Annotated in this window: 16 protein-coding genes and 1 pseudogene; 4 read left to right on the top strand and 13 right to left on the bottom strand. The window is 71.6% G+C overall.

All coding sequences use genetic code 11. From position 1 onward, the window contains the following. Window positions 1-50 precede the first annotated feature (50 nt). The 6 genes from U9R90_RS33625 to U9R90_RS33600 form a co-directional block, all read right to left on the bottom strand. On the bottom strand, window positions 51-269 hold the full coding sequence (locus tag U9R90_RS33625) for an acyl-CoA carboxylase epsilon subunit (protein ID WP_411060938.1): 219 nt from the start codon (window positions 267-269) through the stop codon (window positions 51-53). A gap of 51 nt (window positions 270-320) precedes the next feature. After that, window positions 321-1,931: an acyl-CoA carboxylase subunit beta gene (locus U9R90_RS33620; RefSeq protein WP_411060936.1), complete on the bottom strand. Its 1,611-nt coding sequence runs from the start codon at window positions 1,929-1,931 to the stop codon at window positions 321-323. Window positions 1,932-1,933: 2 nt separating this feature from the next. Next, on the bottom strand, window positions 1,934-2,770 hold the full coding sequence (locus U9R90_RS33615) for a 4'-phosphopantetheinyl transferase family protein (RefSeq protein WP_411060935.1): 837 nt from the start codon (window positions 2,768-2,770) through the stop codon (window positions 1,934-1,936). Between the two features lie 2 nt (window positions 2,771-2,772). Continuing rightward, window positions 2,773-3,138, bottom strand: coding sequence for an acyl carrier protein (locus U9R90_RS33610; protein WP_411060934.1), 366 nt, complete (start codon window positions 3,136-3,138; stop codon window positions 2,773-2,775). A 254-nt stretch (window positions 3,139-3,392) separates the two neighbouring features. Continuing rightward, the gene (locus tag U9R90_RS33605; protein ID WP_411060933.1) at window positions 3,393-4,574 is read right to left on the bottom strand and encodes an acyl-CoA dehydrogenase family protein; all 1,182 of its coding nucleotides are present in this window, start codon (window positions 4,572-4,574) and stop codon (window positions 3,393-3,395) included. Window positions 4,575-4,633: 59 nt separating this feature from the next. Further along, entirely contained in the window at window positions 4,634-5,488 is an 855-nt protein-coding gene (locus U9R90_RS33600; protein WP_411060944.1) for an MFS transporter, read from the bottom strand. A gap of 14 nt (window positions 5,489-5,502) precedes the next feature. Here U9R90_RS33600 and U9R90_RS33595 point away from each other — a divergent pair. The 4 genes and pseudogenes from U9R90_RS33595 to U9R90_RS33580 form a co-directional block, all read left to right on the top strand. Next, a pseudogene (locus U9R90_RS33595) lies at window positions 5,503-5,769 on the top strand (hypothetical protein); the annotation flags it as partial. A 204-nt stretch (window positions 5,770-5,973) separates the two neighbouring features. Continuing rightward, window positions 5,974-8,646 carry a type I polyketide synthase gene (locus U9R90_RS33590; RefSeq protein ID WP_411060942.1) on the top strand — a complete coding sequence of 891 codons (2,673 nt, stop codon included), beginning with the start codon at window positions 5,974-5,976 and terminating at the stop codon, window positions 8,644-8,646. Window positions 8,647-8,701: 55 nt separating this feature from the next. Further along, entirely contained in the window at window positions 8,702-15,319 is a 6,618-nt protein-coding gene (locus U9R90_RS33585) for a type I polyketide synthase (protein ID WP_411060941.1), read from the top strand. A gap of 100 nt (window positions 15,320-15,419) precedes the next feature. Further along, on the top strand, window positions 15,420-16,232 hold the full coding sequence (locus tag U9R90_RS33580) for a thioesterase II family protein (RefSeq protein ID WP_411060939.1): 813 nt from the start codon (window positions 15,420-15,422) through the stop codon (window positions 16,230-16,232). Window positions 16,233-16,475: 243 nt separating this feature from the next. Here U9R90_RS33580 and U9R90_RS33575 read toward each other — a convergent pair whose 3' ends face one another. The 7 genes from U9R90_RS33575 to U9R90_RS33545 all read right to left on the bottom strand — a co-directional run bounded on the left by U9R90_RS33575 (window position 16,476) and on the right by U9R90_RS33545 (window position 23,551). Then, complete coding sequence (locus U9R90_RS33575) at window positions 16,476-16,694, bottom strand: acyl-CoA carboxylase epsilon subunit (protein WP_411060938.1); 219 nt, start codon at window positions 16,692-16,694, stop codon at window positions 16,476-16,478. A 51-nt stretch (window positions 16,695-16,745) separates the two neighbouring features. Further along, on the bottom strand, window positions 16,746-18,356 hold the full coding sequence (locus tag U9R90_RS33570; RefSeq protein ID WP_411060936.1) for an acyl-CoA carboxylase subunit beta: 1,611 nt from the start codon (window positions 18,354-18,356) through the stop codon (window positions 16,746-16,748). 2 nt (window positions 18,357-18,358) lie between these two features. Continuing rightward, the gene (locus U9R90_RS33565; protein ID WP_411060935.1) at window positions 18,359-19,195 is read right to left on the bottom strand and encodes a 4'-phosphopantetheinyl transferase family protein; all 837 of its coding nucleotides are present in this window, start codon (window positions 19,193-19,195) and stop codon (window positions 18,359-18,361) included. A gap of 2 nt (window positions 19,196-19,197) precedes the next feature. Further along, a complete protein-coding gene (locus U9R90_RS33560; protein WP_411060934.1) occupies window positions 19,198-19,563 on the bottom strand; it encodes an acyl carrier protein in 366 nt (121 codons plus the stop codon). Window positions 19,564-19,817: 254 nt separating this feature from the next. Next, window positions 19,818-20,999 carry an acyl-CoA dehydrogenase family protein gene (locus U9R90_RS33555; protein ID WP_411060933.1) on the bottom strand — a complete coding sequence of 394 codons (1,182 nt, stop codon included), beginning with the start codon at window positions 20,997-20,999 and terminating at the stop codon, window positions 19,818-19,820. Window positions 21,000-21,058: 59 nt separating this feature from the next. After that, window positions 21,059-22,693 (bottom strand): MFS transporter, encoded by a 1,635-nt coding sequence (locus U9R90_RS33550; RefSeq protein WP_411060931.1) that lies wholly within the window; start codon window positions 22,691-22,693, stop codon window positions 21,059-21,061. A gap of 96 nt (window positions 22,694-22,789) precedes the next feature. Beyond that, complete coding sequence (locus U9R90_RS33545; protein WP_411060930.1) at window positions 22,790-23,551, bottom strand: SDR family oxidoreductase; 762 nt, start codon at window positions 23,549-23,551, stop codon at window positions 22,790-22,792. Window positions 23,552-23,611 lie beyond the last annotated feature (60 nt).

Here is a 23,611-nt window from a genome sequence, read left to right as displayed (position 1 = left end):
CCGGATCTCCGGTTCCCGCCCACCGCTCTGTACCCCGGCCTGGGCGCTTGTCAGGCTGTCCGCCAGGTGCGCGGGCCGGCGAAGCCGCGTACCCGCTCCGGCCTGCGCCAGCGGGCCACCGCCCGCTGGCCGCGCGACACGTCGTCCGGCTCGGCGCCGGTGTGCGCCGCGCGGGCCAGCAACACCGCTGTGAGCGCCGCCAGTTCAGCCTCGCTCGGATTCCCCTTCGCGACCCGGATCAGGTGTGCGTCCACCGCGTGGTCGTCCATGTCCCGCCCCTCTCACGCTGATCTCGACAGATCTCCCGGCTGGCCCGGTGCTCACTGCGGCGGGTTGCCGTGCTTCCGGCACGGCAGCTCGGCGTCCTTGGAGCTCAGCATGGCCAGCGAACGAGCCAGCACCGAGCGCGTGTCACGTGGGTCGATCACATCGTCGACCAGGCCGCGCTCGGCCGCATAGTAGGGGTGGACCAGCTCCTCCTTGTACTCCTTGATCTTCTGCTGGCGCATCGCCTCCGGGTCGTCGGCGGCGGCGATCTCCCGGCGGAAGACCACGTTCGCGGCGCCCTCGGCGCCCATCACGGCGATCTCGTTGGACGGCCAGGCCAGCGCGATGTCCGCGCCGATCGACCGCGAATCCATCACGATGTACGCGCCGCCGTACGCCTTGCGCAGCACCACGGAGATCCGCGGCACGGTGGCGTTGCAGTACGCGTACAGCAGCTTGGCGCCGCGCCGGATGATGCCCTCGTGCTCCTGGTCGACGCCCGGCAGGAAGCCCGGCACGTCGACCAGCGTGACCAGCGGGATGTTGAAGGAGTCGCAGAACTGCACGAACCGCGCGCCCTTCTCGCTGGCCTTGATGTCAAGGACACCGGCCATGGCGCTGGGCTGGTTGGCGACGATGCCCACCACCTGGCCGTTGATCCGGGACAGCGCGCAGACGATGTTGGGTGCCCAGGCGGCGTGGACCTCCATGTAGTCGCCGTCGTCGACGAGTTCCTCGATGACGCCGCGGATGTCGTAGGAGCGGTTGCCGTCGGCTGGTACGAGGTCCAACAGCGCGTCACCCGTCCGGTCCGCCGGGTCAGCACTGATCTCCGTCGGCGGCAGCTCGCGGTTGTTGGACGGCAGCAGCGACAGCAGATACCGCACCTCGGCGAGGCAGGTCTCCTCGTCGTCGTACGCAAAGTGCGCCACGCCCGAGGTCCCGGCGTGTACATCGGCGCCGCCCAGACCGTTCTGGGTGACCTGCTCGCCGGTGACGGCCTGGACCACGTCGGGTCCGGTGATGAACATCTGCGAGATGTCCCGGACCGCGAAGACGAAGTCGGTGAGTGCCGGAGAGTAGGCCGCGCCACCGGCGCACGGGCCGAGCATCACGCTGATCTGCGGGATCACGCCCGACGCCTTGGTGTTGCGCTGGAAGATCCCGCCGTATCCGGCGAGGGCCGAGACGCCCTCCTGGATGCGGGCCCCGGCCCCGTCGTTGAGCGACACCAGGGGTGCGCCGGCCGCGATGGCCAGATCCATCAGCTTGTGGATCTTCTGTGCGTGGGCCTCGCCGAGCGCGCCGCCGAAGATCCGGAAGTCATGGGCGTACACGAAGACCGTGCGGCCCTCCACCGTGCCCCAGCCGGTGACGACACCGTCCGAGTACGGCTTCTTGTCCTCCAGGCCGAAGCCGGTGGCGCGGTGCCTGCGCAGCGCCTCGACCTCGGTGAAGCTGCCCTTGTCGAGCAGCAGCGCGATCCGTTCGTGGGCGGTCAGTTTGCCCTTGGCGTGTTGCCGTTCGGTGGCCTTGGGGTCGGGGCCCTGGCGGGCCCGCTCCTTGAGATCGATCAGTTCCCGCAGCCGGTCGAGTCCCGGTTCGCATGCGGGCGCTTGTACCGGTGCTGCTGCTGCCGATGCTGGTGCTGGTGCTGGTGTCATCTTCACTCGCTCCCCGAGCCGTTCGCGGGCAGTTCGGTGCACAGCTGCTGCCTGGCGACGGCGATCAGTTCCGACGCGTCGTCGGTGTACAGGACTTCCGTGGGCAGCCTGCGGGCGGTGGTGCAGTGGTCGTCGTCCGTGAGCAGCGCCGCCGCGGTGACATGGCTGGGGTATCCGGGGACGCTCCGCACCACCCAGCCGCTCGGCCGGTCCGGTACGCCGTCCTCCCGTTCGCCCAGGTAGTCGGCGGCCAGGTCGCGGCTGAGCCCGGTGCCGATGCCCTTGAGATACGCCTCCTTACGTGTCCACAGCCGGCCGAAGCTGATCGGCAGCTCGTCCTCGGGCAGCTCGGCCAGCTCCGCCTGTTCGGCGGGGTGCAGCGCGGGCAGGCACAGCTCGGCGGTCTCCAGCGACGGCACCCGCTCCACATCGACGCCGACAGGCGAGGTGGCCACGCCGAAGATGGCCAGCCCGTGGCTGTGCGACAGCGAGAAGTGCAGCGGCAGGTCCGTGTCCAGGACCACCGGTCGGCCGTGCGGGCCGCCGCAGCCAGGGCAGGGTGCGCGGCCCAGGCGCAGCTCCCCTGGCGGGACGCCGACGTACGCGGCCAGCAGGCGCCGCAGGGCGATGTGCGCCGACAGGTAGAGCAGCCGGTCGTGCGGCTGCACGAACGACGCCGCGCGCTCCAGCTCGGCGTCGTCCAGCTCGGACTTGACCATGACGGTGGATCCCTCGTCGGTCCATGGCTGGCACAGTGCCCACAGGTGCAGGTCGCCGTCCTTGGCGATGATGGTGGGTGAGGGTCGGGGTGCGCCGATGGCGGTTCCTGTCGCGGTCATGGTCACGGCCTGCGACCGCCCGCGGCGGCGAGCTGCTCGGCCGTCGGGCCGTCCAGCCGGCCGGCCAGCATGGCCGCCACCTCCGCCACGGTGATCTCCCGCAGCAGATCCACCGCCGACACCTCGACATGCAGGGCGTCCTCCAGGGTGCGCCGGAGCTTGAGTGCCGTGATCGAGCCCACGCCCTGGCTGCGCAGCGAGCGGCTCGCGCTGACTCGATGCGCCGGTGGTATCTCCAGGAAGCGCCCCAGCTCCTGGCAGATGTAGTCCGCGATGGTGCGGGTGCGCAGCTCGAAGTCCGCGGCGCGCAGGGCGAGTTCGTCTGGCAGTCGTTCGAGATAGGCGGCGGATACGGCTTGTTCGGACATGGTCACATCCCTCTCTGCGGGGGCTTTCGCCCCTTTACTCAGCGGATGAATTCCTCCGTCGAGCTAACCAGAGAGCGGCAATTGGCAATCAAATGACGAGTAAGTGGGGAGCGCGCCCACGATTACGCGAACCAAGAGGGCCGCTGCCCTTTGCCGGCAGCGGCCCTCGTGCGGTTCTCAGCGGAATTCCTCGTGTGGTTCTGAGCGGAATCCTTCGCGTGGTTCTCAGTGGAATTCGGTGCGACTCGTGCGGCTCAGAGGAACGGGGTCTCCGGGTCGAGCCCGAGGAGTACCCGCCCCTGGACCTCCAGGTTGGTGCTCAGCAGCAGCAGCCCGTGCAGCGCGAGGCCCTGGGCGTCACGGTGGAAGCGCTGCAGCGGGACGTTGCGCTGGATGACCGAGGCGCCGGCGGCGTTGTAGACGATCTCCACCGCTTCCTTGGCCAGTTGGATGGCGTACGCGCTCCGGCCCCGGACGTCGGCCTTCTCCGCGTCCGTCGGCTGCTCACCGGCGTCGGCGCGCCGCTGCAGCAGGTCGAGGACCTCGCTCTGCAGGGCGTCGGCGGCGGCGATCTTGTTGGCCGCGGTGGCCGTCTGGATCTGGGTCAGCGGGTGCTTGGCCTGGTCCGACCAGTCGGTGTAGGTGATGCCGCGGCCGGGGACCCGCTCCAGGAAGAGCTCGTAGGCCCCGCGCGCGATACCGAGGTAAGCGGCCGCGCACACCGCCATGATGTAGGAGAAGAGGCCGTACTTGCGGCCTTCCGTCACGGCGGCGTCCCGGCCGGGGGTGGTGTTGAGGATCGCGTCCCCGAAGGTGATGACCCGGTGCTCCGGGACGAAGACGCCCTTGGCGGTGGTGGTGGAGCTGCCGGTGGCCGACGCCGACGAGGTGTGCCAGTCGTCGGCGATGGTGAACTCCGCCATCGGCACGATGGCGACGACCTCGTCATGGGTGCCGTCCGGGCGCTCCAGGACGGCCGCGGCGATGTTCCAGTCCGCGCCCCGGCACCCGGAGTTGAAGCGCCAGCTGCCGTCGAGTACGTATCCGCCGTCGGCCGGCTTGAGCTGCCCGCTGGGGGTGAAGCCACCGGAGATACGGACCGGACCCGAGCCGAACACCTCCTCCTGCGCCTGGTCGGGGAAGAGCGCGGCCAGCCCGGCGGACGAGACCCAGACCATCGCCAGCCAGGCGGTGGAGCCGCAGCCACGGCCGATTTCACTGAGAACCCTGGCCTGGTCCTGGACCGAGAAGTCCAGCCCGCCGAAACGGCGGGGCATCGCCGTGCGGAACACGTCGGCCTTTTCCAGCAGGGCGATGTTGTCCTCGGGAATCCAGCGGTTCTCCTCGGCGCGCTGACCGTTCTCACGCAGCGTCGGAACAATGTCCCGTACGGCTTCCAGTACGGCCGCGACCTCGGTGTCGGTTTCGGTGCTCATGAATTCCGTTCCTCCAGATCGGATCCAGCTCAGATGGGGCGTCAGATACCGCCCGGGTGCTACCTGTTGGCGCCGACGGGCTGCTCATCGGAAGCGGCTACCGGCTCGGCGGTGTCGGTGGCGGGTTCGGCGCCCGGGCCCTGCTCGGCGGGCTCCGGGGCGCTGCCGGTGGGCGGCACATGGCGCAGCATGGTGACCACGAGGACCGTGAGGCCGATGACCAGGACGGTGTTGATGATCGCCACGGTGTTGAGGCCGCTTGCGAAGGCCTCGCGAGCCGGGGTGAGGATCTGGTCGGCCAGCGTGCCCGGCAGGTTCTCGGTCGACTCCAGGGCGCGCGCGAGGGTGTCGCGGGTGGCGTCCGCGGTGGCCGGCGGGGTGTCGGCGGGCAGGTTGTCGGCGACGCCGTTGCGGTAGACGGTGGTGCCGACGCTGCCCAGCGCGGCGATGCCGAGGGCGACGCCGAAGTCACTGCTGGTCTGCTGCAGCGCGGAGGCGGCGCCCGCCTTCTCGGCGGGAGCCGAGCCGACGATGAGGGAGATGCTCAGCGCCATGATCGGGCCCATGCCGGCGTAGATGAAGCTGAAGCCGACGACGACGTACGCCAGGCCGCCGTTGTTCGGGTCGGTCAGGATGAGGATGAAGTAGCCGATGGCGGACAGGATCAGGCCGATGCCGGCGACGTTGCCGGGCCGGATGTGGCGGGCCGCCACAGGGGCGAGCATCGACGAGGTGATGAGCAGCGCGGCGGCCGGCAGCAGCCAGAGCCCGGCGCGCAGCGGGGAGAGCCCGGCGACCATCTGCAGGTACTGGGCGACGAAGAGGTAGACACCGCCGATAGCGAAGGCGGCGAGCAGCAGCATGCCCAGGGCGACGCTGAAGGCGCGGGACCGGAACAGGCTCAGGTCCAGCATCGGGNTTCCACGACATCGCCACCAGCCTCACCTTCCACGAACCGACCATCCCCCTCGTCTCCACCCTCACCGGCACCCACGCCACCACCGAACAACTCACCTCCCCCCGCTACTGGACCGACCAGATCCGCGGCACCGTCCGCTTCACCGACGCCCTCACCACCCTCCACACGAACGGCGTCCGCACGTTCATCGAAATCGGCCCGGACGCGGTCCTCACCCCCCTCACCCAGAGCACGCTCGAAGGCGACACCCGTACGGCCATCCCCCTCCAGCGACGTGACCGCGACGAGCCCGACACCCTCATCAACGCCATCGGCCAGGCCCACGCCACCGGAGTCCCCATCGACTGGCAGGCCTACTTCGCCGACACCCACGCCCAGCACGTCCCCCTGCCCACCTACGCCTTCCAGCACGAGCGCTACTGGCTGACCGGACGCGTGTCCGATCCGGCCGATGCGGGGGCGGGGAGTCTGGGCCATCCCGTGCTGGCGTCGAAGGTGGAGCTGGCCGAGGGGGCGGGCACGGTGTTCAGCGGGCAGCTCTCGGCGCGTAGTCACGCGTGGCTGGAGGACCATGCCGTCCTGGACGCCCCGGTGGTGCCGCCCGCCGCGCTGCTCGACCTCGCCGTCCGCGCGGGCGACGAACTCGGCGCGGGCACCGTCGAACGGCTCACGCTGCACACGCCGTTGGTGCTGCCCCGGCACGCCGCCGAGGTCCAGCTGACGGTGTCCCCGCCGGACCGCGACCGGCGGCAGGCGTTCACCCTGCACGCCCGGCCCGTGGGCGAGGGCAACCGATGGACCACGCACGCCTCGGGCACCCTGCTGGCCGGGACCGGGCCCGACCTCCCCGAGGCGACGGAGGGCCAGGTCGCCGAGGCCGAGCTGCCCGAGGAGCTCGGTGCGGACGCCGCTCGGTACGGGCTGCACCCGGCGCTGCTCGACGCCGCGGTCCGTACCTCGGCGGTGTTGGACATCGTCGGCACCGGTCAGGCGGGGGCCATCCGGGTCCCGGCCGACTGGCACGACGTACGGCTGCACGCGGTCGGTGCGAGCGCGGTCCGGGTCAGCGCCGTGGACCTCGGGGACGGCACGCTGTCGCTGCTGCTCGCCGACGCTGCCGGGCAACCGGTGCTGTCGGTCGGGCGGCTGGAGTTCCGGGACGTCGCGGACACGGAGTTCGCGGTGGCCAGTGGGGCGGTGCAGCCGCTGTACCGCCTGGATTGGGGTGCGGCCGCGCTGACCGAGCCGGATGTGCCGGTGCGGTGGGGCGTACTGGGCCGGGGCGCCGCGCCCGACGTGATGTCCACCGGGGACAGCGTGCCGTTCGCGGATGCCGCGGCGGTGGCCAAGGCCGTCGAGGCGGGCGCACCGGTCGACGCCGTACGGGTGTGGGCCGGCTCCGGACCCGACGAGACCGATGTGGTGGCGGCGCTGCACGGGCGCGCCCACGACACGCTGGCGCTGGTGCAGGACTGGCTGGCCGACGACCGGCTCGCCGAGACGCCGCTGGTGGTGGTCACCCGTGGCGCGGTGACGACCGGTATCGACGATGTGTCGGATCTCGGAGCGTCCACCGTGTGGGGGCTGCTGCGTTCCGCGCAGGCCGAGGCACCGGGACGGTTCGCGCTGATTGACCTGGAGCAGCCGCTCGGTGCGGCGGCGGCCGAAGAGGCGTTGCCCGAGGGCGCTTTGGGCGCGGTGGTCGCCTCCGGTGAGCCGCAGGCGGCGATCCGTGGCGGCAAGGTCCGGCTGCCTCGGCTGCAGCGCAGTTCGGCGTCGACGTCGGCGACCAACGGGGCCTCGGCCATCTCCTGGGACCCCGAGGGCACCGTCCTGATCACCGGCGGCACCGGCGCCCTGGGCGCGCTGGCCGCCCGCCACCTGGTGACCACGCACGGGGTGCGGCGGCTGCTGCTGGTCGGCCGTCGCGGCCCGGACGCGCCGGGCGCCGCCGAGCTGACGGCCGAACTGACCGCGCTCGGCGCGCAGGTGACCGTCGCCGCCTGTGATGTGTCGGACCGTACGGCGCTGGCCGCGGTGCTGGATGCCATCCCCGCCGCGCATCCGCTGTCCGGTGTCATCCACACCGCGGGGGTGCTCGACAACGGGCTGCTCACCGATCTCACCCCGGACCGCCTCGATGCCGTACTGCGTCCCAAGGCGGACGCCGCCTGGCATCTGCACGACCTCACCCGGCGGATGGACCTGTCCGCGTTCGTGGTATTCGCCTCCAGTACGGGCGTGATCGGCGGGCCCGGGCAGGCCGGGTACGCGGCCGCCAACGCCTTCCTGGACGGTCTCGCCGGTCATCGCGCGGCCCTGGGCCTCGCGGCGACGTCGATCGCCTGGGGTGTGTGGGACCTGACCGTCGGGCTGAACGCGGGCCTGGGCGAGGCCGGGGTCAAGCGGTACGCCCGTGAGGGGTTCCGGCCGATCCCGACGCGGGAGGGTACGGAGTTGCTGCACTCGGCCCTGGTCGACGGCGAGGCCCAGCTGGTCGCGCTGCCGGTCGACCTGTCGGCGATGCGGGCGCACGGCCGGGTTCCGTCGGTGTTCCACGGTCTGGTCAAGGGTGCCGAGCGGCGCAGCGCCACCTCGGGCGGCGGGGCCGCACCGTCGCTGAGCGGGCGGCTGGCCGCGCTGGAGCCCGCGGAGCGGCAGCAGGCCGTACTGGACTTGGTGTGCTCCGAGATCGCGGTCGTCCTGGGCCACTCGGGCGGGCACACCATCGAGCCCGAACGGCCCTTCCAGAAGCTCGGGTTCGACTCGATGACCGCCGTCGACCTCAGCAACCGGCTGACCGCGCAGACCGGGGTGCGGCTCCCGGCCACGCTGGTCTTCGACCACCCGAACCCCGCGGCGCTCGGCGCCCATCTGCTGGACCGGATGGAGCTGGGCGGGGCGCAGGGGCTGTCCCCGGCGCTCGCGGAACTGGACCGTCTGGAGGCGGCCCTGTCGGGCCTGTCCGACCTGGCAGCCGATGTGGAGACCCGGACGGCGGTCTCGGTGCGTCTCCAGGCGCTCGTGTCGCGCCTCGGTGCGGACAGCGGCGCCGCTGACGAAGCCCCTGACGTGACCGATTCGCTCGAATCTGCCTCGGCGGCGGAGATCTTCGACTTCATCGACACCCAGCTCGGCCGTAGCGCGAGCTGACCCCGTGCGGGCGCCCCGGTGCGCCCGCCCCGTACCGAGGAGAGACGGAACCGGTATGTCGAACCAGTCCAACGACCAGCCCACGAAGCAGGCCGCGTCCCCATCCGCGACGCAGTCCAACGAGGAGAAGCTGGTCGAGTACCTGAAGTGGGTGACCGCCGACCTGCACAAGGCGCGTCAGCGGATCACCGACCTGGAGTCGGTCCAGGACGAGCCCATCGCGGTCGTCGGCATGGCCTGCCGCTACCCCGGCGGGGTGCGCTCGCCGGAGGACCTGTGGCGGCTGGTCCGCGACGAGGTCGACGGGATCTCCGAGTGGCCCACCGACCGGGGTTGGGACATCGAGGGGCTGTACGACCCGGAGCCGGGCGTGGCCGGGAAGTCGTACACCCGTGAAGGGGGGTTCCTGGACGGGGCGACGGAGTTCGACGCGCCGTTCTTCGGGATCTCGCCGCGCGAGGCCCTGGGCATGGACCCGCAGCAGCGGGTCCTGCTTGAGACCGCGTGGGAGGCGTTCGAGAGCGCGGGCATTGATCCGGGGGCGCTGCGGGGCAGCAGGACCGGTGTGTTCGCCGGGGTGGTGGAGCAGAGCTATCTCGACCGCGAGGGCCCCGAGGACCTTGAGGGCTATCTGATGACCAGCAAGCTCAGCAGTGTCGCGTCGGGGCGTATCGCGTACACCTTCGGGTTCGAGGGGCCTGCCGTGTCCATGGACACGGCGTGTTCGTCGTCGCTGGTGGCGCTGCACCTGGCGGTGCAGTCGCTGCGGTCGGGTGAGTCGGCGCTGGCGCTGGCGGGCGGTGCCACGGTCTCCGGGTCGCCCAGCGGCTTCGTCGACTTCTCGCGGCAGCGGGGGCTTGCCCCGGACGGCCGCTGCAAGTCGTTCGCGGCGGCCGCCGACGGGACCGGCTGGAGCGAGGGTGTCGGCCTGCTGCTGGTCGAGAAGCTGTCGGACGCGCAGCGCAACGGGCATCAGGTGCTGGCGGTGATCCGGGGCACGGCCGTCAACCAGGACGGCGCGTCGAACGGTCTGACCGCCCCCAACGGCCCCTCGCAGGAGCGGGTGATCCGCCAGGCCCTGGCCGGCGCGGGCCTGACGACCGCCGATGTGGACGCGGTGGAGGCGCATGGGACCGGCACCCGGCTCGGCGACCCGATCGAGGCGCAGGCGCTCCTGGCCACGTACGGGCAGGGGCGGCCCGCGGACCGCCCGCTGTATCTGGGCTCGCTCAAGTCCAACATCGGGCACTCCGTCGCGGCCGCCGGCGTCGGCGGGGTGATCAAGATGATCGAGGCCATGCGGCACGGTGTGCTGCCCAGGACCCTGCATGTGGACGAGCCCACCGGGCATGTCGACTGGGCATCCGGCGCGGTCGAGCTGCTCAGCGAGGCACGCGACTGGCCGCGCGTCGACCGGCCGCGGCGCGCGGGGGTCTCCGCGTTCGGCGTGAGCGGCACCAACGCGCATGTGATCGTCGAGCAGGCCCCGGTCGAGGCCGAACCCGAGGCGCCTCAGCAGCGGCGGGCCCTCCCCGTACTGCCGTGGGTGCTCTCCGGCAAGACTCCGGGCGCCCTGCGGGACCAGGCACGGCGGCTGGTCTCGTACGTCGGCGAGCGCGCCGGACTTGACCCGCTGGACGTGGCGTTCTCGCTGGCCACGGAGCGGACCGGGTTCGAGCACCGGGCCGTGGTCACCGGCCGCGACCGGGACGTACTGCTGGACGGTGTGCGCGCGCTGGCCGCCGATGAGCCGCACCCCGGTGTCGGCACCGCGGCCCGCGGCACGGGCGGGACGGCCTTCCTGTTCACCGGGCAGGGTGCGCAGCGCGTCGGCATGGGCCAGGAGCTGTACGCCGCGTATCCGGTGTTCGCGGAGGCCTTCGACGCGGTGACCGCCGCGCTCGACCCGCATCTGGAACGGCCGCTGCGGGACGTGATCGCCTCGGGTGAGGGGCTTGACCGCACCGAGTACACCCAGCCCGCGCTGTTCGCTGTGGAGGTGGCCCTGTACCGCCTGGTGGAGTCCTGGGGCATCGCGCCCGACCAGGTCGCCGGGCACTCCATCGGGGAACTCGCCGCCGCGCATGTGGCGGGCGTGCTGTCGCTCGCCGACGCGGCGCGGCTGGTCGCGGCCCGTGGCCGCCTGATGCAGGCGCTGCCCGAAGGGGGCGCCATGGCCGCGATCCAGGCCGCCGAGAGCGACGTCGTCGCCTCGCTCTCGGAGCACGGGGGCGCCGTCTCCGTCGCCGCCGTGAACGGGCCGCGGGCGGTCGTCGTCTCCGGGGACGAGGACGCGGTGGACGCGGTCTGCGCGCACTGGCGCGGGCAGGGCACCAGGACCAAGCGGCTCACGGTGTCGCACGCGTTCCACTCGGCGCACATGGACGCGATGCTCGACGCCTACCGGGCCGTCGCCGCCCAACTCACCTACCACCAGCCGCGTATCCCGGTCGTGTCCACGGTGACCGGCCGCACCGCGTCGCCGGTCCAGCTGACCTCGCCGGAGTACTGGGTCACCCAAGTGCGGGGTGCCGTCCAGTTCCTGCGCGCGGTGCGCACCCTGGAGTCCGACGGGGTCACCACGTTCCTCGAACTCGGCCCCGACGCCACGCTGTCCGCGCTGGCCGCCGCGTGTGTGCGGGAGCCGGACGCGGTACTGAGCGCGCACACCCTGCGTCCGGGGCAGGACGAGGCCCAGACGCTGACCCACGCCGTGGGTGAGCTGCACAACCGGGGTGTACGGGTGGACTGGGCGGCGTACTTCGCCGACACGGGCGCCCGGCGCACCCAGCTGCCGACGTACGCCTTCCAGCACGAGCGCTACTGGCTGAGCGCCACCGCCGCGACCACGGACGCGTCCGGCCTCGGGCTGCACCCGGGCGCCCACCCGCTCCTTGGAGCGAAGGTCGAACTCGCCGATGGTGAGGGTGCGTTGTTCACGGGTCGGGTCTCGCTGCGCAGCCATCCGTGGCTGGCGGACCACACCGTGCTCGGCGTTCCGGCGCTGCCGCCCGCCGCGCTGGTCGACCTGGTCATCCGCGCGGGCGACGAGCTCGGCACGACAGCTCTGGACGCCTTCACCCTGCACACCCCGCTGGCGCTGCCGTCGGACACGCCCCTCCAGCTGCAGCTCACCGTGGGCGCCCCCGACTCCGAGCACCGGCGTGCCGTCACCCTGCACGCCCGGCCGGACGGCGCGGATGTGCCGTGGACGACGTACGCCAGTGGGCAGTTGGGCATCGGTGCGCACCCCGCGCCCGGCGAGCCGCTCGCCTGGCCGCCCGTCGACGCGGAGCCGCTCGCCGTGGGCGACGCGGCCGCCGCGCTGGGCGTGACGGGTGCCTGGCGGCAGGGCGACGAGATCCTCGCGGAGATCGCCCTGCCCGAGGAACGCCAGGCCGAGGCCGCCGAGTTCGGCCTCCATCCGCTGCTTCTCGATGCGGCGGTACGCGCGGCGGGTCTGGTGACGGCGGACGGGTTCGCGGACGGCAGCGCGGGCGATGGCACGTTCAGCACCGCGGACGGCGGCGCGCAGCGTGTCGCCGCGCGCTGGCGCGACGTCCGGCTGCACGCGACGGGGGCCACCGCTGTGCGGGCGCGGGTGGTGCCCGTAGGCGAAGGTGCCGTGGAGCTTGAGATGTGTGACCGGGCCGGGCAGCCGGTGGCCACGGTGCGGTCCGTGGCCTCCCGGGCGGTGGGCGTGGACGAGGTCGACGCCGTGCTGGCGCGTAAGGAGGACGCGCTGTTCCAGGTGGCGTGGCAGCCGGTCGAGCTGCCCGCGCCCGACCGGCCGGTCGCGCTGGGTGTGCTCGGCGACGCGCGCGTCCCTGACGCCCCGGATGCCCTGGATGCCCCGGACGCCCAGCGGTACGACACCGTGCCCGCCGCGTGCGCCGCGCTGGCCGCCGGGACCGAGCTGGACGCGCTGGTCGCCTGGCTGCCCTCGGCGGCCGGTGCGGACAACGTGGTCGCCGCGGTCCACGAGCACGCCGAGCATGCCCTGAGCCTGGTGCGCGAGTGGCTCGCCGACGAACGTTCCGCCGGCGCCCGGCTGGTGCTGGTCACCCGTGGCGGTGTCGCGACCGACGGCGAGGACGTGCCGGATCTCGCGGCGTCGGCCGCCTGGGGTCTGGTGCGCTCGGCGCAGTCGGAGGCTCCGGGCCGCATCCTGCTCGTCGACACCGACGGCAGCGACACCTCGGCGGACCTGCTGGCCACGATCCTCGTTTCTGGCGAGCCGCAGACCGCCATCCGCGGCGGCCGTGTCCTGATCCCCCGCGTCCGCCGCGCGACCGCCCCGGCCGCGCCCGACGCCGGTGCGCCTCCTGGCTCCGGCGCCTGGAACCCGGACGGCACCGTACTGATCACCGGCGGTACCGGCAGTCTGGGCGCGCTGTTCGCCCGCCACCTGGTGACCGAGCACGGCATACGCCATCTGCTGCTGCTCAGCCGCCGCGGCCCGGACGCCCCGGGCGCCACCGAGCTGACAGCCGGACTGACCGCGCTCGGCGCACGGGTGACGATCGCCGCCTACGACGCCGCCGACCGCGCCGCGCTGGACACCGCGCTGCGCTCGATCCCCGCCGAGCACCCGCTCACCGGAGTCGTCCACACCGCGGGCATCATCGACGACGGGCTGGTCACCGATCTGACTCCCGAGCGCCTGGCGGCCGTACTGCGGCCCAAGGTCGACGCGGCGTGGAACCTGCACGAGCTGACGAAGGACCTGGACCTGTCCGCCTTCGTACTCTTCTCCTCCATCGCCGGAGTGATCGGCGGCGCGGGACAGGCCAACTACGCCGCGGCGAACGCGTTCCTGGACGGCCTGGCCGCCCACCGCGCGGCCCACGGGCTCCCGGCGACCGCCGCGGCCTGGGGGCTGTGGGCGCAGGCCTCCGGCATCACCGGTGACCTGGACGAGGCCGACCTCGCCCGGATCGCACGGGCCGGGTTCCAGCCGATCGCGTCCCAGCAGGGTCCTGGCCTGCTCGACCTCGCGCTCACCCTGGCGCACCCGGCCCCGGTGATCACCGGGCTCGACCTCGCCGCGATGCGTGAGCAGCCGGACCGTACGCCGCTGCTGCTCACCTCCCTGGTCCGCAGGCCAATACGGCGCACCGCCAACAACTCCGAGCTGTCGGTGAGCGACCTGACGGCACGGCTGGCCGGGCTCGACGAGGAGGAACAGCTCCAGTTGGTACGGGAGTTCGTGGTCGCCGACATGGCGACGGTGCTCGGACACGCCGACGCGTCATCTCTCAACACCGCCCAGACCTTCGCCAAGTTGGGCTTCGACTCGCTGACCTCGGTCGAGCTCCGCAACCTGCTGGGCGCGAGCCTGGGCCTGCGGCTGCCGTCGACGCTGGTCTTCGATCACCCGACGCCCGACGCCATGGCCGGATACCTGCGTGACGCCCTGCTCGACCAGGCGGGCGTGGGCCAGGCCCCGCGCGGCGCGGTGGACTTCCAGGCGGAGATCCGGCTGGCGGACGACATCCAGCCCGCCGCCGAGACCGTACGGTTCGCCGACAACCCGGCCGAGGTCTTCCTGACCGGGGCGACCGGCTTCCTCGGCGCCTTCCTGCTGCGGGACCTGATGCGGGAGACGAGGGCGACGGTGCACTGCCTGGTCCGCGCGGCGGACGAGGAGGAGGGGCTGCGGCGGCTGCGCGACAACCTGCGCTGGTTCCGCGTCTGGGACGAGGTCGACGAAAACCGGCTGCGGATCGTCGTCGGCGATCTCGCCCAGCCCGGGCTCGGGCTCTCGGACGAGACCTTCGACGCCCTGGCCCGCCGTGCCGACGCCGTCTACCACGCGGGCGCGACGGTGCACTGGCTGCACCCCTTCACCAGCCTGAAGGCGGCCAACGTCGCGGGCACCGAGGAGGTGCTGCGGCTGGCCGCCCGGCACCGCACGGTGCCCGTGCACTACCTGTCGACCACCGGCGTCTTCGCGGGCGAGCTCGCGCAGGGCGAGCCCCTCAAGGTGGACGACACCACCGGACCCGTCGAGGCGCTGCCCAGCGGCTATCTGCAGAGCAAGTGGGTGGCCGAGCAGGTGATCGGCGTGGCCAGGGAGCGCGGGCTGCCGGTGTCGGTCTACCGGGTCGACGTGATCTCCGGCGACCAGGTGAACGGCGCCTGCCAGACCCGTGACTTCGTCTGGCTGAGCCTGCGCGGCCTCGTCCAGGCCGGGGCGGTGCCCGCGGGCCTGGTCGGGAAGGTGCACCTGACCCCGGTGGACTACGTCAGCGCGGCGGTGGTCGCACTGTCCAAGAAGGCCGCCACGGCGGGTGGGACCTTCCACCTCTACAACCAGAGCCATCTGAGCTTCGCCGAGTTCGTCACCGAACTCCGTTCCGCCGGACACCGGTTGTCGGAGCTGGACTGGAACTCCTGGAGCACACTGGTGAAGTCGGACCCCGACAACGTGATGCTGCCGCTGCTTGAGGCCTTCGAGATGATGGCCTCCAACAACGAGGCCTTCTATCCGCCGGTCGACACCAGCGTGGCCGAGCGGGCACTGGAGGGCACCGGCGTGGCGTGCCCGCCGATGACCGTCGAGCTCTTCGAGCGGTATGTCGACTTCTTCGTCCAGGTCGGCTTCTTCCCGGAGGCCGACGCCGACGCCGACCTGGAGCGGACCACGCTGCCTGAGCTCCAAGCCTCCTGACCCTCACGCACCACACCGGAAGCACACCAGACGCACACCCACGACACCCGGCCGTCCGCTGCCCCACGGGGCGGCGGACGGCCGCTGGAATGGAGCGAACATGGCAAGCAGCAAAAGCACGGCAGGCACGAATACGGCAGGCGCGGCAGGCACGGGAGTGACGGAGAGCCCCTGGTTCCGGCAGTTCGGGCCCGCGGCCGACAGCGGCGGACTCCAGCTGTTCTGCTTCCCGCATGCCGGTGGCGCGGCCAGCGCCTATGTGCCGCTGTCCCGCGCCCTGGCCCCCGACATCGACGTCCACGCGGTGCAGTACCCGGGGCGGCAGGACCGCCGCCTGGAGGCGCCGGCCACCTCGATCGTCGCGCTCGCCGAGCCCCTCGCGGCCGAGCTGGCGGCCCGACCCGACCCCGGCCGCCCGTACGCGTTCTTCGGCCACAGCATGGGCGCGGCCGTGGCGTACGAGACGGCCCGCCAGCTGGTCGGGCGTACGGCGCCCGCGCCGGTCCGGCTGTTCCTGTCCGGGCGCGGCGCCCCCACGCCGACCCCGCCCCGCACCGACCAGCTGCACGACGACGCGTCGCTGGTCGCGGCGATCCGCCGTCTCGGCGGTACGGGGGGCCGGTTCCTGGAGGACCCGGAGCTGCTGGAGATGATCCTGCCCGCGCTGCGCGCCGACTACCGGGCGCTCAGCGGCTACCACTGGGTGCCGGGGCCGCCGCTGGACATCCCCTTCACGGTGCTGGTCGGTGACACGGACCCGGTCGTCGCGGTGCCCGACGCGGCCGACTGGCTCCAGCAGTCCGCGGTGCACGGGGACTTCAGGACCTTCCCCGGCGGACACTTCTACCTGGACGCCAGTACGACCGAGGTCGCCGATGTGGTCAGGGGCGCCCTCAGCGGAGCCCTCGCCTAGGGCCTGTCCGGCGGATCAGGCCGACTTTGGCGATGGGTGCGTTCTCGCTGCTGGTGAGCGGTGGTCTGGTGCGTGCAGCTGCAAGGCGGAGGATTGAGGCATCGCGAATGGGGTCTCCCCTGCTCGAGCGAAGCCGAGAGCTTGGGGAGGATGGTGATTGACGACAACGCCGCAGATGCGCGTGCCAGGGCGNCCGGATCTCCGGTTCCCGCCCACCGCTCTGTACCCCGGCCTGGGCGCTTGTCAGGCTGTCCGCCAGGTGCGCGGGCCGGCGAAGCCGCGTACCCGCTCCGGCCTGCGCCAGCGGGCCACCGCCCGCTGGCCGCGCGACACGTCGTCCGGCTCGGCGCCGGTGTGCGCCGCGCGGGCCAGCAACACCGCTGTGAGCGCCGCCAGTTCAGCCTCGCTCGGATTCCCCTTCGCGACCCGGATCAGGTGTGCGTCCACCGCGTGGTCGTCCATGTCCCGCCCCTCTCACGCTGATCTCGACAGATCTCCCGGCTGGCCCGGTGCTCACTGCGGCGGGTTGCCGTGCTTCCGGCACGGCAGCTCGGCGTCCTTGGAGCTCAGCATGGCCAGCGAACGAGCCAGCACCGAGCGCGTGTCACGTGGGTCGATCACATCGTCGACCAGGCCGCGCTCGGCCGCATAGTAGGGGTGGACCAGCTCCTCCTTGTACTCCTTGATCTTCTGCTGGCGCATCGCCTCCGGGTCGTCGGCGGCGGCGATCTCCCGGCGGAAGACCACGTTCGCGGCGCCCTCGGCGCCCATCACGGCGATCTCGTTGGACGGCCAGGCCAGCGCGATGTCCGCGCCGATCGACCGCGAATCCATCACGATGTACGCGCCGCCGTACGCCTTGCGCAGCACCACGGAGATCCGCGGCACGGTGGCGTTGCAGTACGCGTACAGCAGCTTGGCGCCGCGCCGGATGATGCCCTCGTGCTCCTGGTCGACGCCCGGCAGGAAGCCCGGCACGTCGACCAGCGTGACCAGCGGGATGTTGAAGGAGTCGCAGAACTGCACGAACCGCGCGCCCTTCTCGCTGGCCTTGATGTCAAGGACACCGGCCATGGCGCTGGGCTGGTTGGCGACGATGCCCACCACCTGGCCGTTGATCCGGGACAGCGCGCAGACGATGTTGGGTGCCCAGGCGGCGTGGACCTCCATGTAGTCGCCGTCGTCGACGAGTTCCTCGATGACGCCGCGGATGTCGTAGGAGCGGTTGCCGTCGGCTGGTACGAGGTCCAACAGCGCGTCACCCGTCCGGTCCGCCGGGTCAGCACTGATCTCCGTCGGCGGCAGCTCGCGGTTGTTGGACGGCAGCAGCGACAGCAGATACCGCACCTCGGCGAGGCAGGTCTCCTCGTCGTCGTACGCAAAGTGCGCCACGCCCGAGGTCCCGGCGTGTACATCGGCGCCGCCCAGACCGTTCTGGGTGACCTGCTCGCCGGTGACGGCCTGGACCACGTCGGGTCCGGTGATGAACATCTGCGAGATGTCCCGGACCGCGAAGACGAAGTCGGTGAGTGCCGGAGAGTAGGCCGCGCCACCGGCGCACGGGCCGAGCATCACGCTGATCTGCGGGATCACGCCCGACGCCTTGGTGTTGCGCTGGAAGATCCCGCCGTATCCGGCGAGGGCCGAGACGCCCTCCTGGATGCGGGCCCCGGCCCCGTCGTTGAGCGACACCAGGGGTGCGCCGGCCGCGATGGCCAGATCCATCAGCTTGTGGATCTTCTGTGCGTGGGCCTCGCCGAGCGCGCCGCCGAAGATCCGGAAGTCATGGGCGTACACGAAGACCGTGCGGCCCTCCACCGTGCCCCAGCCGGTGACGACACCGTCCGAGTACGGCTTCTTGTCCTCCAGGCCGAAGCCGGTGGCGCGGTGCCTGCGCAGCGCCTCGACCTCGGTGAAGCTGCCCTTGTCGAGCAGCAGCGCGATCCGTTCGTGGGCGGTCAGTTTGCCCTTGGCGTGTTGCCGTTCGGTGGCCTTGGGGTCGGGGCCCTGGCGGGCCCGCTCCTTGAGATCGATCAGTTCCCGCAGCCGGTCGAGTCCCGGTTCGCATGCGGGCGCTTGTACCGGTGCTGCTGCTGCCGATGCTGGTGCTGGTGCTGGTGTCATCTTCACTCGCTCCCCGAGCCGTTCGCGGGCAGTTCGGTGCACAGCTGCTGCCTGGCGACGGCGATCAGTTCCGACGCGTCGTCGGTGTACAGGACTTCCGTGGGCAGCCTGCGGGCGGTGGTGCAGTGGTCGTCGTCCGTGAGCAGCGCCGCCGCGGTGACATGGCTGGGGTATCCGGGGACGCTCCGCACCACCCAGCCGCTCGGCCGGTCCGGTACGCCGTCCTCCCGTTCGCCCAGGTAGTCGGCGGCCAGGTCGCGGCTGAGCCCGGTGCCGATGCCCTTGAGATACGCCTCCTTACGTGTCCACAGCCGGCCGAAGCTGATCGGCAGCTCGTCCTCGGGCAGCTCGGCCAGCTCCGCCTGTTCGGCGGGGTGCAGCGCGGGCAGGCACAGCTCGGCGGTCTCCAGCGACGGCACCCGCTCCACATCGACGCCGACAGGCGAGGTGGCCACGCCGAAGATGGCCAGCCCGTGGCTGTGCGACAGCGAGAAGTGCAGCGGCAGGTCCGTGTCCAGGACCACCGGTCGGCCGTGCGGGCCGCCGCAGCCAGGGCAGGGTGCGCGGCCCAGGCGCAGCTCCCCTGGCGGGACGCCGACGTACGCGGCCAGCAGGCGCCGCAGGGCGATGTGCGCCGACAGGTAGAGCAGCCGGTCGTGCGGCTGCACGAACGACGCCGCGCGCTCCAGCTCGGCGTCGTCCAGCTCGGACTTGACCATGACGGTGGATCCCTCGTCGGTCCATGGCTGGCACAGTGCCCACAGGTGCAGGTCGCCGTCCTTGGCGATGATGGTGGGTGAGGGTCGGGGTGCGCCGATGGCGGTTCCTGTCGCGGTCATGGTCACGGCCTGCGACCGCCCGCGGCGGCGAGCTGCTCGGCCGTCGGGCCGTCCAGCCGGCCGGCCAGCATGGCCGCCACCTCCGCCACGGTGATCTCCCGCAGCAGATCCACCGCCGACACCTCGACATGCAGGGCGTCCTCCAGGGTGCGCCGGAGCTTGAGTGCCGTGATCGAGCCCACGCCCTGGCTGCGCAGCGAGCGGCTCGCGCTGACTCGATGCGCCGGTGGTATCTCCAGGAAGCGCCCCAGCTCCTGGCAGATGTAGTCCGCGATGGTGCGGGTGCGCAGCTCGAAGTCCGCGGCGCGCAGGGCGAGTTCGTCTGGCAGTCGTTCGAGATAGGCGGCGGATACGGCTTGTTCGGACATGGTCACATCCCTCTCTGCGGGGGCTTTCGCCCCTTTACTCAGCGGATGAATTCCTCCGTCGAGCTAACCAGAGAGCGGCAATTGGCAATCAAATGACGAGTAAGTGGGGAGCGCGCCCACGATTACGCGAACCAAGAGGGCCGCTGCCCTTTGCCGGCAGCGGCCCTCGTGCGGTTCTCAGCGGAATTCCTCGTGTGGTTCTGAGCGGAATCCTTCGCGTGGTTCTCAGTGGAATTCGGTGCGACTCGTGCGGCTCAGAGGAACGGGGTCTCCGGGTCGAGCCCGAGGAGTACCCGCCCCTGGACCTCCAGGTTGGTGCTCAGCAGCAGCAGCCCGTGCAGCGCGAGGCCCTGGGCGTCACGGTGGAAGCGCTGCAGCGGGACGTTGCGCTGGATGACCGAGGCGCCGGCGGCGTTGTAGACGATCTCCACCGCTTCCTTGGCCAGTTGGATGGCGTACGCGCTCCGGCCCCGGACGTCGGCCTTCTCCGCGTCCGTCGGCTGCTCACCGGCGTCGGCGCGCCGCTGCAGCAGGTCGAGGACCTCGCTCTGCAGGGCGTCGGCGGCGGCGATCTTGTTGGCCGCGGTGGCCGTCTGGATCTGGGTCAGCGGGTGCTTGGCCTGGTCCGACCAGTCGGTGTAGGTGATGCCGCGGCCGGGGACCCGCTCCAGGAAGAGCTCGTAGGCCCCGCGCGCGATACCGAGGTAAGCGGCCGCGCACACCGCCATGATGTAGGAGAAGAGGCCGTACTTGCGGCCTTCCGTCACGGCGGCGTCCCGGCCGGGGGTGGTGTTGAGGATCGCGTCCCCGAAGGTGATGACCCGGTGCTCCGGGACGAAGACGCCCTTGGCGGTGGTGGTGGAGCTGCCGGTGGCCGACGCCGACGAGGTGTGCCAGTCGTCGGCGATGGTGAACTCCGCCATCGGCACGATGGCGACGACCTCGTCATGGGTGCCGTCCGGGCGCTCCAGGACGGCCGCGGCGATGTTCCAGTCCGCGCCCCGGCACCCGGAGTTGAAGCGCCAGCTGCCGTCGAGTACGTATCCGCCGTCGGCCGGCTTGAGCTGCCCGCTGGGGGTGAAGCCACCGGAGATACGGACCGGACCCGAGCCGAACACCTCCTCCTGCGCCTGGTCGGGGAAGAGCGCGGCCAGCCCGGCGGACGAGACCCAGACCATCGCCAGCCAGGCGGTGGAGCCGCAGCCACGGCCGATTTCACTGAGAACCCTGGCCTGGTCCTGGACCGAGAAGTCCAGCCCGCCGAAACGGCGGGGCATCGCCGTGCGGAACACGTCGGCCTTTTCCAGCAGGGCGATGTTGTCCTCGGGAATCCAGCGGTTCTCCTCGGCGCGCTGACCGTTCTCACGCAGCGTCGGAACAATGTCCCGTACGGCTTCCAGTACGGCCGCGACCTCGGTGTCGGTTTCGGTGCTCATGAATTCCGTTCCTCCAGATCGGATCCAGCTCAGATGGGGCGTCAGATACCGCCCGGGTGCTACCTGTTGGCGCCGACGGGCTGCTCATCGGAAGCGGCTACCGGCTCGGCGGTGTCGGTGGCGGGTTCGGCGCCCGGGCCCTGCTCGGCGGGCTCCGGGGCGCTGCCGGTGGGCGGCACATGGCGCAGCATGGTGACCACGAGGACCGTGAGGCCGATGACCAGGACGGTGTTGATGATCGCCACGGTGTTGAGGCCGCTTGCGAAGGCCTCGCGAGCCGGGGTGAGGATCTGGTCGGCCAGCGTGCCCGGCAGGTTCTCGGTCGACTCCAGGGCGCGCGCGAGGGTGTCGCGGGTGGCGTCCGCGGTGGCCGGCGGGGTGTCGGCGGGCAGGTTGTCGGCGACGCCGTTGCGGTAGACGGTGGTGCCGACGCTGCCCAGCGCGGCGATGCCGAGGGCGACGCCGAAGTCACTGCTGGTCTGCTGCAGCGCGGAGGCGGCGCCCGCCTTCTCGGCGGGAGCCGAGCCGACGATGAGGGAGATGCTCAGCGCCATGATCGGGCCCATGCCGGCGTAGATGAAGCTGAAGCCGACGACGACGTACGCCAGGCCGCCGTTGTTCGGGTCGGTCAGGATGAGGATGAAGTAGCCGATGGCGGACAGGATCAGGCCGATGCCGGCGACGTTGCCGGGCCGGATGTGGCGGGCCGCCACAGGGGCGAGCATCGACGAGGTGATGAGCAGCGCGGCGGCCGGCAGCAGCCAGAGCCCGGCGCGCAGCGGGGAGAGCCCGGCGACCATCTGCAGGTACTGGGCGACGAAGAGGTAGACACCGCCGATAGCGAAGGCGGCGAGCAGCAGCATGCCCAGGGCGACGCTGAAGGCGCGGGACCGGAACAGGCTCAGGTCCAGCATCGGGTCGTCGAGCCGCAGTTGGCGGCGGGCGAAGACATAGCCGAAGACGGCACCGACGAGGACGGCGGCCACCGACGGGGTCTGAACACCGGACTTGGCGATCTCTTTGATGCCGTAGACGATCGGCAGGATGGCGGCCAGCGACAGCAGGACGCTCGCCACGTCGATCCGGCCGGCGTTCTCGTCCTTGTGCTCAGGCAGCAGGATCGGGCCCAGGATCAGCAGCAGGACCATCACCGGGACGGCGAGCAGGAAGACCGAACCCCACCAGAACACCTCCAGCATGGCCCCGCCGACCACCGGGCCGAGCGCGATGCCCACCGAGAAGCTGGCGGCCCAGATGCCGAGTGCGGTGCCCCGCTGCTTGGGGTCGTGGAACATGTTGGTGATCAGGGCCAGCGTCGAGGGCATCAGGGTCGCGCCCGCGATGCCCAGCAGGGCACGGGCGGCGATGAGCATCTCGGGGCTGGTCGCGTAGGCGGCGAGCGCGGACGCGGCGCCGAAGGCCACGGCGCCGGTCAGCAGCAGCTTGCGGCGACCGATGCGGTCGCCCAGGGTGCCCATGGTCACCAGGAACCCGGCGATCATGAAGGCGTAGATGTCGATGATCCAGAGCATCTGGGAGCTGCTCGGCTCAAGCGCCGCTCCCAGGTGCGGTACTGCCAGGTGCAGCAGTGTCACGTCGAGCGAGAGCAGGATGCTGGGCAGTGCCAGCATCGCCAGCCCCGCCCACTCCCGCCGTCCGGCTCGTGTGCTGCCCGCGACAACACTCGAAGACATGGTGGTGGTCCTTTCCGTCTGTGCGTCTGTCTGTCCGTCCAGGGGGCGGTCCGCGGTACAGGCCGGGTCCGCCTTCTTCCGGGGTGTGGCGGGTGCTCAGTGCGCGCCGACGAGGCCCTGGGCGAAGCCGCCGTCGACCGGCAGCTCGACGTTGGTGGTGAAGGTGGCGTCGGCGGCCAGGAACAGCGCGGCCGCGGCGACCTCGTCGACCGTGCCGTTGCGCTTCAGCGGGGTGGTGTCGTCGCCGTGCTTCTCGAACGCGCGGCGCTCTTCCTCGGTCATTCCGGCGACGCCCATCGTCGGGGTCTTGATGAAGCCGGGGGCTACGGAGTTCACCCGGATCTTGCGGGGCAGCATTTCGGCCGCCAGCACGTGGGCGACCGCGCGTACCGCGTCCTTCGATCCGGAGTAGGCGCTCATGCCGGGCAGTACGAGGTCGTTGGCGACCGTGGTGAAGACGATCGCCCCGCCGTCGTTGATGAGGGGCGACAGGCTCTGCACGGTGAAGAAGGCGCCCTTGGTGTTGATGTCGAAGTGCCGGTCCCACGAGGCCTCGGTCACCTCGGCGAGTGGCTCCAGCTCGGCGATGCCGTGGTTGATGAAGAGCCAGTCGACACGTCCGAGCCGCTGCTGCGCGATATCGGCGAGTGCCGAGATATCGGCCATGCTCGCCGCGTCGGAGCGCACCACATGGGCGTGCGGTGACGTCAGCTCGGACCTGGCCTCTTCGATCTTCTTTTCGTTGCGTCCGGTGAAAACGACCTCGGCCCCGTCGGCGAGCAGCGCCTTGACGATGGCCAGGCCCATTCCGTGCGTACCGCCGGTGACGACTGCCTTCTTGCCTGTGAACCTGCCCACGGTGACCTCCCCGCTCAAAACACGGCGCTTGGATTTCCGACGCTGGTCCGCGCCGGTGAG

It is taken from the genome of Streptomyces sp. E11-3 (genome assembly GCF_046540415.1).
GTDB lineage: Bacteria > Actinomycetota > Actinomycetes > Streptomycetales > Streptomycetaceae > Streptomyces.
This window is presented reverse-complemented; position numbering and strand designations above follow the sequence as displayed.